Origin of the sequence: Methylobacterium sp. ap11 (assembly GCF_900110515.1) — a bacterium.
Classification (GTDB): domain Bacteria; phylum Pseudomonadota; class Alphaproteobacteria; order Rhizobiales; family Beijerinckiaceae; genus Methylobacterium; species Methylobacterium ajmalii.
Genome location: NZ_FOEB01000005.1, coordinates 18,983 through 30,986, shown reverse-complemented (window position 1 = coordinate 30,986; position 12,004 = coordinate 18,983). Strand labels below are relative to the sequence as shown.

13 protein-coding genes are annotated in these 12,004 nt (G+C 70.4%); 9 read left to right on the top strand and 4 right to left on the bottom strand.

Annotated elements, in window-relative coordinates; translation table 11 throughout:
* Positions 1-41 precede the first annotated feature (41 nt).
* Positions 42-182, top strand: a complete 141-nt coding sequence (locus BMX97_RS32750; RefSeq protein WP_177202162.1) for a hypothetical protein — start codon at positions 42-44, stop codon at positions 180-182.
* Between the two features lie 39 nt (positions 183-221).
* Positions 222-737 (top strand): CinA family protein, encoded by a 516-nt coding sequence (locus tag BMX97_RS08525; protein ID WP_091748076.1) that lies wholly within the window; start codon positions 222-224, stop codon positions 735-737.
* A gap of 115 nt (positions 738-852) precedes the next feature.
* On the opposite strand, the gene BMX97_RS08520 is transcribed toward BMX97_RS08525, so the two are convergent.
* A complete protein-coding gene (locus BMX97_RS08520; RefSeq protein WP_244538344.1) occupies positions 853-2,133 on the bottom strand; it encodes a branched-chain amino acid ABC transporter substrate-binding protein in 1,281 nt (426 codons plus the stop codon).
* 732 nt (positions 2,134-2,865) lie between these two features.
* Between BMX97_RS08520 and BMX97_RS08515 the strand changes: the two genes are divergently transcribed.
* From BMX97_RS08515 to BMX97_RS32745, 7 genes are all read left to right on the top strand, one after another.
* Entirely contained in the window at positions 2,866-4,056 is a 1,191-nt protein-coding gene (locus BMX97_RS08515) for a PepSY-associated TM helix domain-containing protein (RefSeq protein ID WP_244538343.1), read from the top strand.
* Positions 4,057-4,140: 84 nt separating this feature from the next.
* Positions 4,141-6,363 (top strand): phosphoribosylformylglycinamidine synthase subunit PurL, encoded by a 2,223-nt coding sequence (purL, locus tag BMX97_RS08510; RefSeq protein ID WP_091748073.1) that lies wholly within the window; start codon positions 4,141-4,143, stop codon positions 6,361-6,363.
* A gap of 238 nt (positions 6,364-6,601) precedes the next feature.
* Positions 6,602-6,838, top strand: a complete 237-nt coding sequence (locus BMX97_RS08505; protein ID WP_048426957.1) for a BolA family protein — start codon at positions 6,602-6,604, stop codon at positions 6,836-6,838.
* Between the two features lie 65 nt (positions 6,839-6,903).
* Positions 6,904-7,425 (top strand): DUF29 domain-containing protein, encoded by a 522-nt coding sequence (locus BMX97_RS08500; protein WP_091748070.1) that lies wholly within the window; start codon positions 6,904-6,906, stop codon positions 7,423-7,425.
* A 25-nt stretch (positions 7,426-7,450) separates the two neighbouring features.
* A complete protein-coding gene (gene grxD / locus BMX97_RS08495) occupies positions 7,451-7,789 on the top strand; it encodes a Grx4 family monothiol glutaredoxin (protein WP_091748067.1) in 339 nt (112 codons plus the stop codon).
* A 121-nt stretch (positions 7,790-7,910) separates the two neighbouring features.
* Positions 7,911-8,819 (top strand): NAD(P)/FAD-dependent oxidoreductase, encoded by a 909-nt coding sequence (locus BMX97_RS08490; RefSeq protein WP_244538342.1) that lies wholly within the window; start codon positions 7,911-7,913, stop codon positions 8,817-8,819.
* A gap of 211 nt (positions 8,820-9,030) precedes the next feature.
* Positions 9,031-9,204 (top strand): hypothetical protein, encoded by a 174-nt coding sequence (locus tag BMX97_RS32745; RefSeq protein ID WP_177202161.1) that lies wholly within the window; start codon positions 9,031-9,033, stop codon positions 9,202-9,204.
* Positions 9,205-9,784: 580 nt separating this feature from the next.
* Here the strand turns inward: BMX97_RS32745 and BMX97_RS32740 are convergent.
* The 3 genes from BMX97_RS32740 to BMX97_RS08475 form a co-directional block, all read right to left on the bottom strand.
* Positions 9,785-9,979: a hypothetical protein gene (locus BMX97_RS32740; protein ID WP_177202160.1), complete on the bottom strand. Its 195-nt coding sequence runs from the start codon at positions 9,977-9,979 to the stop codon at positions 9,785-9,787.
* 16 nt (positions 9,980-9,995) lie between these two features.
* The gene (locus BMX97_RS08480) at positions 9,996-10,898 is read right to left on the bottom strand and encodes a hypothetical protein (RefSeq protein ID WP_091748061.1); all 903 of its coding nucleotides are present in this window, start codon (positions 10,896-10,898) and stop codon (positions 9,996-9,998) included.
* 145 nt (positions 10,899-11,043) lie between these two features.
* Positions 11,044-11,982 (bottom strand): ring-cleaving dioxygenase, encoded by a 939-nt coding sequence (locus tag BMX97_RS08475; protein ID WP_091748058.1) that lies wholly within the window; start codon positions 11,980-11,982, stop codon positions 11,044-11,046.
* Between the last annotated feature and the right edge of the window lie 22 nt (positions 11,983-12,004).

Below are 12,004 nucleotides of genomic sequence, written 5' to 3'. Positions count from 1 at the left end.
GCCACGGCCCTGCCGCCCAGCCCTCATGTCGGGTGAGTTCGATGTCTGATGCGTACCTCTTCCTCCACATCGCCGGGTCGATGACCTTCGTGGCCCTCGCCGGGGTCGGGATCGGCAAGGCCCTCGACGCCTGGGTGCGGCAGGCGCCGAACGGCGGCGACGACGGCGCCCTGACCGAGTAGAGGCTGCGGCCGGAGCGGGCCCCCGCGGGAGACGGGACGATGCGCGAACAGTTGGACAGGGCCGGCCGCGTCGCCGCCCGGCTCACGGCGCGGCGGGAGACCGTCGCGGTGGCCGAATCCTCCGCCGGCGGGCTCGTGGCGGCCGCGCTGCTCGCGGTGCCGGGCGCCTCGGCCTACTTCCTCGGCGGCGCGGTGGTCTATACCGGTGCGGCGCGCCGCGCGCTGCTGGGCCTCGACGAGGCCGGGATGGCGGGCCTGCGCAGCGCCAGCGAGCCCTATGCCGAACGCGTCGCCGCCCTGGTGCGCGAGCGCCACGGCGCGGACTGGGGCCTGTGCGAGACCGGGGCCGCCGGCCCGCGCGGCAACCGCTACGGCGACGCGGCCGGCCATACCTGCCTCTCGGTCGCCGGCCCGGCCCCGCGCCGCGCGACCCTCGAGACCGGCCTCGCCGACCGGGCCGCCAACATGGAGGCCTTCGCGGCCGCCATGCTGGACGCCTTCCTGGACGCGCTGGCGGAGGCGGACCGGGCCTCGCAGGCGCTGCCTCAGCCCTAAGCAGATTTCGCCGAAGTGGTGACCGGTTCGACGCCGAAAATCTGCGACAACACAAGAACCTAAGCGGGCGAAGCGTTGGCCTGCCAACGCAAGTCTGCTTAGTTCCCGGCCCCGATCAGTTCGGCCGCTCCATCCGGCAGGTGGTCGGCAGCAGCGTGTCCTTGGTCTCGACCCGGCCGGCCATCTTCCAGCCCCAGCCGGTGCCCTCCTCGTCGAAGCGCATGCCGGGCTCCATCGGCCCGAAGGACGAGACGAACATCGTCTGGAAATACTGGTGGTCGTCGGGCCGCACGAAGCCCTCGCTGCCGACATACGGCTTGAGTCGCGCCTGTTCGAGCTTCGGCGCCACCTTGCGCGCCTCCGACGAGCCGGCCTCCTGCATCGCGGTGAGCAGCGCGTTCATCGCGTTGAAGGCGCGCGGATAGGTCGAGCCGATGCCGGTGCGGGCCCGGAACGCCGCCTCGAAGTCCTGCGTGGCGGCATCGCCCTCGTTGGCGCCGCCCTGCTTGACCTCGAACACCCGGTGGGCGAGGCCGGTCTGGCGCACCACGGTGGGTCCACCGGTGCCTCCGGCATAGTAGGTGTAGAAGCTCGCCTGCAGCCCGGCTTCCGCCGCCGCCTTGAGCAGCAGGTTGATGTCCTGCGCCCAGTTGCCGGTGATGACCGAATCCGCCCCCGACGCCTTGATCTTGGTGATGTAGGGGGCGAAGTCGTTGACCTTCTGCAGCGGCGTCACCTCGTCGCCGACGATCTGGATGTCGGGGCGCTTGGCCTTCAGCATCGCCCGCGCCTGCTGGCGCACCGACTGGCCGAACGAGTAATCCTGGTTGATCAGATAGATTTTCTTGATCTCGGGTCGCGTTTTGATGAAGTTCGTCAGAGCCTCCATCTTGATGTCCGAGTTGGCATCGAAGCGGAAGTGCCAGTAGTTGCACTTCTCGTTGGTCAGCGACGGATCGACCGCCGCGTAGTTGATGTAGATGACTTGGCGGTCGGGGTTGCGCTCGTTGTGCTTGGCGACGAAATCGGTGAGCGCCGCGGCCGCCGAGGAGCCGTTGCCCTGCACCACCACCCGGGCCCCGGCATCGATGCCCTTCTGGGCGGCGATCAGGGTCTCCTGCGGGTTCACCTTGTTGTCATAGGCCAGGACCTCGAAGCGAAACGCCTTCTGGCGGGCGTTCAGCACCTCGGCCATGTACTGGAAGTGGCGCAGGCCGGCCTCTCCGGTCGGGGCGCCGCCGCCCGAGAGCGGATCGATGAAGGCGATCTTGACCGTCTCCTGCGCGGCGGCTGCGCCGCAAAGGGCTGCGCCGCAGAGGGCCGGGCCGCAGAGGGCCGGGCCGCAGGTCGCGACGACGAAGGCGGCGCCGCGCAGCGCCTCGCGAATGGTCATCATGCTTCCTCTCCTCTCGGCCGCGGTCGTCTCGGGTCCCTGCCGGGCCGGTGCCGCGTTGCCGGATCGAAAGGTCCGGCGCGGGACGCGAGCGCGTCAAGAGGAAACTGCGACCGCCCGAGGTCACTCGCCCGGCGTTACATGCGACGCCGTCCCGGAACCTGCCCGCTCCAATCGAGCCTCCAAAAAATCGAACGATCACGACAAAAAAAATTCGTATATATCATCATCCAAACCGTATGGGAGCCTGGTTGACTTGAATCGACGCAATAGCGAGGGGATTTTGTATCCTAACCCTCCACCTCATCCTGAGTTGCGGGCGATCGAAGATCGCTGAGCCTCGAAGGAGGGATCCAGTGATCTCGGAGGCTTCTGGAGCCCTCCTTCGAGGTCAGTCGATCAGAGATCGCGTGCGATCTCCGATCGCCAACACCTCAGGATGAAGTTGCTGGTGGAATAAATGATATCGACCGTTCAAACGGGCTCTGACACGGCATGTTTCAGTCTTTATTTTTCGTGTATGCTTGGAAAACGTACAAATTGGAATGATTATAATTATACCCGTGCCCGCGATTGCAACGAGAACCGTTGACATGCGCTCCATCACCGGCCTAAGCGTCGCGGTGATCCAGGTCATCGGCCGGCGAGCGGCCGGCGGCGCTCGTTCGGCCCGGCGCCCGCGACGGGGATACCGACCATGATTCAGCCCGAGCCGGCCCGCGCGGGGCACCCCCGGTGAGTGCGGCGCTCGCGAGATCGGCGCTCTTCCAGCTCCACTGGTTCCTCGGCCTGACCGCCGGCCTCGTGCTGATGGTCGTGGGGGTGACGGGCGGCGTGCTGAGCGTCGAGGACGAGATCACCGGCCTCCTCAGCCCCGACATCGTCGCGGTCCAGGTTCGCGAGGCACCGCGGCTGACGCCGGACGCGCTGGTCGCCCGGCTGACGGGCGACGCGCCGGGGCGCCGCGTCACCCTCATGGTGCTGAACGGCGCCCTCGACCGGGCGGCGCGGGTCCGGCTCGCCGACGGGCCGGGCCGCGGAACCGAGACCTATGTCGACCCCTATGACGGGCGGGTCCTCGGGCCGGCGCGGGGCGAGGCCTTCTTCGACGCGGTGCTGCGGCTGCACCGCTGGCTGCTGCTTCCCGGCAACGGCGACGGCTGGGGCCGCAGCCTCACCGGCGCCTCGGCGCTCGCGCTCGTCTACCTCGCGCTGTCGGGCCTGTACCTGCGCTGGCCGAAGGGCCGGCGCGACTGGCGGATCTGGCTGAAGCCGGCGCTCGCCCGCCGCGGCCGGGCGCTGTACTGGTCGCTGCACGCGGTCGTCGGCACCTGGGTGCTCGTGCTCTACCTCGTGATGGCGCTGACCGGCCTGTGGTGGTCCTACGACTGGTACCGCGACGGGGCGACCGTCCTGCTCACCGGCCGGCCGCCCGCCGCCGCACCGGCGCGGATCGCGGGACCCCGGGAGGCGGTAAAGCGCGAGGCCGCGGCCGTTCCCCTCGACCCCGCCTTCGCGGCCTTCTCGGCGGCGACGGGCGGGCGCTACGCGAGCGCGACGCTCGCCCCCGCCCGCGCCGGCGAGACCATCCGCATCCGGTCGGTGGCGCCCGACGCGGCGCATTTCCAGGCCCGCGACGAGTGGCGGTTCCGTCCCGACGGCACGCTCGACTCCCGCGACCTCTACGCCGAGCGGGCGCTGGGGCCCCGGCTCGCCGGCAGCATGCTGGCCCTGCACGAGGGCCGCTTCTTCGGGCCCGTCGGCACGGTGGCGTTCGCGCTGGCGGCGCTCGCCATGCCGCTCTTCGGGGTGACGGGGTTGCTGCTTTACCTCGGTCGGCGCCGCAGCCGGCGCCGGCAGGCCGCGGCCCCGGCGGCCGGGACCGCGCGGACCCCCGGCGGCATGCGGCCCGAGCAAGCCGCCTGACCCTCGGTCGCGAGTTGCCTTTCGGTCCCATCAGGCAGTAAGCGCACGGGCAGCAGGGCCGCCCGACCGGCGAGAGGATGCCGCATGATCCGCAACGACGTCTCCATCACGCCCGAGCTCGTGCGCCAGCACGGCCTGACCGAGGACGAGTACCAGCGCTTCGTCGGGCTGATCGGGCGCGAGCCGACCATCACCGAACTCGGCATCGTCTCGGCGATGTGGAACGAGCACTGCTCGTACAAGTCCTCGCGCCTGCACCTGAAGACGCTGCCCACCAAGGCGCCGTGGGTGATCCAGGGCCCGGGCGAGAATGCCGGCGTCATCGACATCGGCGACGGCCTCGCCTGCGTGTTCAAGATGGAGAGCCACAACCACCCGAGCTTCATCGAGCCCTACCAGGGCGCGGGCACGGGCGTCGGCGGCATCCTGCGTGACGTCTTCACCATGGGCGCCCGGCCGATCGCGGCGCTCAACGCGCTGCGCTTCGGCGCGCCGGACCATCCGCGCACGCCCCACCTCGTCTCGGGCGTGGTCGCGGGCATCGGCGGCTACGGCAATTCCTTCGGCGTGCCGACGGTCGGCGGGGCGGTGGGCTTCCACACCCGCTACGACGGCAACATCCTGGTCAACGCCATGGCGGTCGGCCTCGCGAAGACCGACGCGATCTTCTACGCCGCCGCCACGGGGGTGGGGAACCCGATCGTCTATCTCGGCTCGAAGACCGGCCGCGACGGCATCCACGGCGCCACCATGGCGTCCGCCGCCTTCGACGCCTCGTCCGAGGAGAAGCGCCCGACCGTGCAGGTCGGCGACCCCTTCGCCGAGAAGCTGCTGCTCGAGGCCTGCCTGGAGCTGATGGCGTCCGGCGCGGTGATCGCGATCCAGGACATGGGCGCGGCGGGGCTCACCTGCTCGGCGGTCGAGATGGGCGCCAAGGGCAACCTCGGCGTCGAGCTGAACCTCGACGCGGTGCCGACCCGCGAGCCCGGCATGACCGCCTACGAGATGATGCTGTCGGAGAGCCAGGAGCGGATGCTCATGGTGCTCAAGCCCGGCATGGAGGACGAGGCCAAGGCCATCTTCGTCAAGTGGGGCCTCGACTTCGCGATCATCGGGCACACCACCGACACGCTCCGCTTCGTCATCAAGCACGGCGGCGAGACCGTCGCCGACCTGCCGATCAAGGAGCTCGGCGACGAGGCGCCGCTCTACGACCGGCCGCACCGCCAGAACGCCCACCAGCCGGAGATCAGGCCCGAGGACGTCGCGGCGCCGATGCGCAACGTCGACGCGCTGAAAAAGCTCGTCGCCTCGCCGGACCTGTGCTCGAAGCGCTGGGTCTACGAGCAGTACGACCACTTCATCCTCGGCAACACCGTGCAGAAGCCCGGCGGCGACGCCGCGGTGGTGCGGGTCGAGGACGGGCCGAAGGGGCTGGCCATCTCCACCGACGTCACCCCGCGCTACTGCGAGGCCGACCCGGTCGAGGGCGGCAAGCAGGCGGTGGCGGAAGCCTGGCGCAACATCACGGCGGTCGGCGGCCGTCCGCTCGCCATCACCGACAACCTCAACTTCGGCAACCCGGAGAAGCCGGAGGTGATGGGCCAGTTCGTCGGCTGCATCCAGGGCATCGGCGAGGCCTGCCGCGCCCTCGACTTCCCGGTCGTGTCCGGCAACGTCTCGCTCTACAACGAGACCGAGGGCGTGGGCATCCTGCCGACCCCGACCATCGGCGGCGTCGGCGTGGTCGACGACGTGGAGAAGATCGCCACGGTCGCGTTCAAGCGCGACGGCGACGCCCTGGTGCTGATCGGCGCCACCAAGGGCTGGCTCGGGCAGTCGGCCTACCTGGCGACGGTCTGCGGCCGCGAGGAGGGGGCGCCGCCCCCGGTCGACCTCGCCGCCGAGAAGCGCAACGGCGACTTCGTGCGCGGGCTGATCACCTCGGGGATCGTCGACACCGTGCACGACCTCTCCGACGGCGGCCTCGCGGTGGCGGTCGCCGAGATGGCGCTCGCCGGCAACATCGGCGCGGTGCTGCCCGAATGCCCGCTGCCCGTGCCGGCCCACGCCTACCTGTTCGGCGAGGACCAGGGCCGCTACCTCCTGGCGGTGGAGCCCGACGCGGTCGCCGACCTGCTCTACAGCGCCAGCGCTCAAGGGATCGACGCGGCGGTGATCGGCGTCACCGGCGCCGATTCGCTGACCCTGCCGGGCGACGAGCTCGTCGCCCTCGACGACTTGCGCACGGCGCACGAGGGCTGGCTGCCGGGCTACATGGCCGGTCCCGCGGCCGACGCGGCCTGAGCGTCCCATCGAGCCCACCTTGCGCTTGATCTCACCCACGACCTCATCCTGAGGTGTCGGTCCATCGAAGATGGACTGACCTCGAAGGAGGGCTCCAGACATCGCCTCGGTCTCTGGAGCCCTCCTTCGAGGCTCCCTTCCAGTCGCACCTCAGGATGAGGTTGCGGGTGGGAGTGAACGGGCTCACCTATCCTGGATGCCTTCGCCGCAAGCCGATTTCGAATAGGAGACGACCCCGATGCCGATGGATGCCCGCGAGATCGAGGCGATGATCAAGGAGGCCCTGCCCGACGCCACGATCGAGATCCGCGATCTGGCCGGCGACGGCGACCACTACGCCGCCACCGTCGTGTCGGCGGCCTTCAAGGGCAAGTCGCGGGTGCAGCAGCACCAGATGGTCTACGGCGCGCTCCAGGGGCGCATGGGCGGGGTGCTGCACGCCCTTGCCCTGACCACGGGCGTGCCGCAGGATTGACGCTCCAAGGATCGATGCCCCAAGGTTCGATGCCCCAAGGATCGATTCCCCCGGAGGGCTGCCGCATGGACGAGATCCGCACGGATCGGCCGAGCCTCTACGACGAGGACGTCGTCGCCTGGGCGGAGCAGCAGGCGGCGGCTCTCCGCGCCCTCGGGGCGCGGCCGGACCTCTCGAACACCCTCGACTGGGAGAACATCATCGAGGAGGTCGAGGACGTGGGGCGGTCGCAGATCAGGACCCTCGAGGGCACCCTGCAGGCGATGCTGGTCCACGTCCTGAAATACCTGTCGGCCCCGAGGGCCCAATCGGTGCGTTCGTGGCGGGCCGAGATCATCGCGTTCCACGCGACGGCGAGGCGCCGCTACACGCGATCGATGCGGCAGCGGATCGACTGGGACGGCCTCTGGCGCGACTCGAAGGCGGTGGCCGCGGCCGAACTGGCGGTCTGGGGCGACGAGCTGGCGACCGGGCTGCCGGACCGGAGCCCGTTCACGCCCGAGGAACTGGTGGCCGAGGATTTCACCCTCGACGGGGCGCTCCTGCGCCTCGCCTCCATCTTGCAAAACCCGAACGACCATCACTAGCTAGAGCCCACACAGGGGTAGAGCCATGACCGACGTCAGCAGCCGCATCGAGACCGAGATCAAGTCCCAGGACGTGGTGGTGTTCATGAAGGGCACGCCGCAATTCCCGATGTGCGGCTTCTCGGGCCAGGTGGCCCAGATCCTCAACTACCTCGGCGTGCCGTTCAAGGGCGTGAACGTGCTCGAGGACATGGAGATCCGCGAGGGCATCAAGGCCTTCTCGCAGTGGCCGACCATCCCGCAGGTCTACGTCAAGGGCGAGTTCGTCGGCGGCTGCGACATCACCCGCGAGATGTTCCAGTCCGGCGAGCTGCAGCAGATGCTGACCGAGAAGGGCATCGCCACCAACACCGCCGCGGCCTGATCCCACGGCGGACAGGCGGACGAGGAAGGGCGCGCGAGCGCCCTTTTTCGTGGGCGGTGCGGCGAAACCCGGCAAGCCGTCGAAACGTCTAACCCCGAGTGACGGCGCGCGGGACGGCGACATGCGGGACGTGATCCGGGATGTGATCATCGTGGGCGGCGGGCCGGCGGGCCTGTCGGCCGCCCTCATCCTCGGGCGCTGCCGGCGCCGGGTGCTGCTGATCGATGCCGGCCACCCGCGCAACGCGGTGACGCCGCACATGCACGGCTTCCTCGGCCGCGACGGCCGCCCGCCCGGCGACCTGCGCGACGAGGGACGCCGGGAACTCGCCGCCTACGATACGGTGGAGATCTGGGACGGGCGCGTCGCCGACGCCGTGCAGGCGCCGGACGGCTTCCAGATCGTGATGGACGACCAGCGCCGCGCCAAGGCCCGCCGGATGATCCTCGCCACCGGCCTGCGCACCGACCTGCCGCCGATCGAGGGGTTCTCGGAGTTCTGGGGCCACGGCGTCCACCACTGCCCCTATTGCGACGGCTACGAGAACCGCGACCGGCCGCTCGCCGTCTACGGCCCGGGCGAGACCGGGAAGGGGCTCGCCCTCGAGCTCACCGCCTGGAGCCGCGACCTGACGCTCTGCACCGATGGGCCCTGCGGCCTCGACGCGCCGGGGCGGGAGCGCCTGGTCCGCCACGGTGTGCGGATCGAGGAGCGCGGGATCGCCCGGCTCGAGGGCGAGGACGGACGGTTCGCCCGGATTCGCCTGCGCGACGGGCAGGCCCTCGATCTCGGCGCCCTGTTCTTCGTCACCGGGCCGTGCATCCCGTCCCGGCTCGTCGCGCGCCTCGGCTGCGATCTGTCGGGCAAGGGCACGGTGCGGACCGGCGAGTACGAAGAGACGAACGTGCCGGGGCTCTACGTGGCGGGCGATGCCTCGCGCCGAGTCCAGCTCGCCATCGTGGCTGCCGCAGAAGGCGCGATGGCGGCCTTCGCGATCAATACCGAACTGCTGCGCGAGGATACGCGCTGATCCGGCGAATCAGTCGTTGAAGAACATAACATAGGATATGATTCCGAAATTTTCCGATGCCCTGTCTCAGCCCAATAACGTGGACGCATCAGGCGCTTGGGTCATCCGACCAGGCAGTGTGCGAATCCCGTCGGGCCAACAATCCCCCTGTCAAGACTTTATCCTCGACGCGACACTTGTTAGCGTTGCTGTGCGGTCGGGGGATTCCGTCATGAAGGGTCTGGGAGAGGCTTGGCGCGCAGGGCTCGCTTGGCGTGCGCAGCGTGCTGCCTTGCTGCGCGAGGCGGCGCAGCAGTCGACCAACGCCGAGCACCGCGCGCTTACCGCGCGGGAGTTGATCCGCATGGCGCAATCCGCCCTCGCGGCGAGCGAATCGCGAAGCTGATCCGGCCATGCCCCCGAGGGCGGGGCCTCCGATGATCCTGCGAGCGCCTTACAGGGCCCGGCGCCAGCCGTACCGAAAGCCGCCCCGTTTGCGGCGATGGCGGGAACCGGACGACTCGCCTGCGGGTTGGGAGGCGGACCCGATGAGGATGTCACCCGGCCTTGCGAAGCTTTCCCCTGCGGGATTTGGCCCTTGCAAGCCTTGGTTACAAACCTTGATCTTGCGGGGTCATGCCACGCCGGCGTCATCCCCTACCGCGCGCCGTCTGATCGAATGATCGATCGGCCAAGCTTTGCCAAGACCTGGTCCGGCGCCCTGCTCACGCGGTCATCTTGCAGCGCACAATAACGGGCGTGCGCTGGCACACACCCGACCTGCAACCCCTGCGCTAAGCCCCACTTCACTGACGCGCATGGCGGAACGCGAGCTTGATCGGCATTCGTGAACTTTTTCTTGCGCGGCGGTCCGGTGTGCGGAACTATGGCATTTCTTAGTCGTTATCGGTTCTCTAACCCGAGTATGCGTCTTCCCAGACAGCCGCGGGCCGTGCGCCCGGGGGACCCCCATGCCTGATTTCGAGTCACGGAACCTCGACGACGCCGAGAGCCTTGCCCGCCTCGCCGAGCTTCTCCATCCGAGCAAGTCCGCTCAGAGCGAGGCGAAGGCCCGCGGTCGTCGCCGTGCGGCGATCGGCTTCCTGCCTGTCCAGGCCCCAGCGCAGGGTGTACCCGCCGGGCAGACCTTGCAGCACGCCTGACCGCGCGAGCGCGGCCAAGCGTTCCGCCCCGCGCTCACCAGGTCTGCGGCGTGATCAACCCCTTGGTGGTCACCACGACCCAGGTTCGGCCGCGCCGCTCGATCGCCTCGATCCGGCCCGCGCCCGGCAGCGTATCGCCCGGCCCGACCTCGACGAGACGCCGGTTGCGGTTCTCGATCATCGCCATCCCGTCATAGACGTCGCGCAGCACCCAGCCCTCGATGGCCGGCGGTTTGCCCTTGTCGGCCGGCTTGTCGGGAAGGCTGCCGGTCAGGGCCGGCTCCGCCGCCGCGACGGGCTTGACCGCGGCCGCCATCGGCGCGTGGGCCGCCGGAGCCTGAGCCACGGGAATCTGGGCCACGGGACTCTGGGCCGCCGGAGCCGGAACCGCGGCGACCGGAACCGGGCGCTTGTCCGCCTTCTCCAGCCTGTCCATCACCGCCGCGAGGCGGGCGGCCTGCTCGCGGTCGGCGTGCTCCTGGCGCTCGGCCATCGCCGACAGGCGCTCGGTCAGCGCCGCGACCTTGCCGGCGACGTCGCCCTCCTGGCGCTGCATCCGCTCGATGCGCTCGGAAATCTGCCCGAGGCGGGCTCCGGCCTCGGCCCGGCCCTTGTCGGCTGCCTCGTGGGCCTGCAGCGTGCGGTCGCGCAGGAGCGACAGGTCGGTGGCGAGCCGCGCGCTCTCGGTGCCGCCGGCCTCGACCCGGGCGCTCAGCCGCGTCCACTCGGCCTGCGGGATGCCCGCGTCGCCGCCCTGGGCGGCATTCATCAGCGCCACCGTGGCGCCGCCCGACAGGGCACCGACGCAGCCGGCGCAGAGCAGCGCGGCCACCGTCGTCGTCTTCATCTTGCGCCACCCGGCCAGGGCCGCGACACCGCGCTTCGCCGAGGGCATCGCCGGGGCCGGCGCGCCGGCGACGTCGTTCTGATCCACCATGACCCGAGCTTCCCAGAAATCCAGGAAGATTTGGGTAACCATGCTTGCTTACCGATTGGTTACCGTCGCGCCGCCTCGCGCCCGCGGAAGGCGGTCCGGGCGCGCGGAAGACGGTCCGGGTCCGCGGACCCGGACCGTCTTCCCCTCACGCCAGGGCCGGCAGCACCCGCTCGATCTCGGCCCGGTGAGGCTCGAGGAAGCCCGGCAGCTTCAGGGCCTCGCCCAAGGCCTCCGCCGGCTCGTCGGCGGCAAAGCCCGGCGCGTCGGTGGCGATCTCGAACAGCACGCCGCCGGGCTCGCGGAAGTAGACCGAGCGGAAGTAGTTGCGGTCGCGCTGCTCGGTCACCTGCAGTCCGAGCGCCCCGGCCCGCTCCGCCATCTCGGCCTGGCCCGCGTCGTCGGCGGCCCGGAAGGCGATGTGATGCACCGAGCCGCCGCCCGAGCGCCCGGGCAGGAAGTCGCCGACCTCCCGCAGGGTGACGTGGGCGCCGAGCCCGGCCGCGCCGGCGTAGCGGACGAGCGCGCCCTCCCGCCCGGTCTCGGCCCAGCCGAACACCTCGGTCAGCACCCGGGCGGTGGGGGCCGCCTGGCGCAGCATCAGGGTCACGCCGTGGAAGCCCCGCACCGCGTGCTCGGCCGGCACGTCCGACCCGGTCCAGGCCGGCTCGGCCTGCGCCCCCGCCACGCCGACGAGCGCCAGCCGCATCCCGTCGGGATCGCGGAACGGCAGCACCGTCTCGCCGAAGACCCTGGCGGGCGCCTCGAAGGCGATGCCGGCCGCCACCAGCCGGTGGGTCCAGTAGCCGATCGACCCCTCCGGCACCCGGAACGCCGTCTCCTCGGTCTGCCCGACCCCGACCCGGCCCGGGGCGACGTGCTCCCAGGGGAAGAAGGTCAGGATCGTGCCGGGCGCGCCGTCCGCGTCGCCGTAATAGAGGTGGTAGGTGCCCGGATCGTCGAAGTTGACGGTCTTCTTCACGAGGCGCAGCCCGAGGATCCGGGTGTAGAAATCGAGGTTGCGGCGCGCCGGGCCCGAGATGGCGGTGACGTGATGCAGGCCGGCGGAGGCGTGGGTGGTGGTCATGGCCGAGAGCTCCCGGGGCGGC

Excerpts from the sequence above, each read along its gene's own strand:
- BMX97_RS32750 (WP_177202162.1), top strand. The coding sequence starts at position 42 with ATGTCTGATGCGTACCTCTTCCTCCACATCGCCGGGTCGATGACCTTC.
- BMX97_RS08525 (WP_091748076.1), top strand. The coding sequence starts at position 222 with ATGCGCGAACAGTTGGACAGGGCCGGCCGCGTCGCCGCCCGGCTCACG.
- BMX97_RS08520 (WP_244538344.1), bottom strand. The coding sequence starts at position 2,133 with ATGATGACCATTCGCGAGGCGCTGCGCGGCGCCGCCTTCGTCGTCGCG.
- purL (WP_091748073.1), top strand. The coding sequence starts at position 4,141 with ATGATCCGCAACGACGTCTCCATCACGCCCGAGCTCGTGCGCCAGCAC.
- BMX97_RS08505 (WP_048426957.1), top strand. The coding sequence starts at position 6,602 with ATGCCGATGGATGCCCGCGAGATCGAGGCGATGATCAAGGAGGCCCTG.
- BMX97_RS08500 (WP_091748070.1), top strand. The coding sequence starts at position 6,904 with ATGGACGAGATCCGCACGGATCGGCCGAGCCTCTACGACGAGGACGTC.
- grxD (WP_091748067.1), top strand. The coding sequence starts at position 7,451 with ATGACCGACGTCAGCAGCCGCATCGAGACCGAGATCAAGTCCCAGGAC.
- BMX97_RS08490 (WP_244538342.1), top strand. The coding sequence starts at position 7,911 with ATGCGGGACGTGATCCGGGATGTGATCATCGTGGGCGGCGGGCCGGCG.
- BMX97_RS32745 (WP_177202161.1), top strand. The coding sequence starts at position 9,031 with ATGAAGGGTCTGGGAGAGGCTTGGCGCGCAGGGCTCGCTTGGCGTGCG.
- BMX97_RS08480 (WP_091748061.1), bottom strand. The coding sequence starts at position 10,898 with ATGGTGGATCAGAACGACGTCGCCGGCGCGCCGGCCCCGGCGATGCCC.
- BMX97_RS08475 (WP_091748058.1), bottom strand. The coding sequence starts at position 11,982 with ATGACCACCACCCACGCCTCCGCCGGCCTGCATCACGTCACCGCCATC.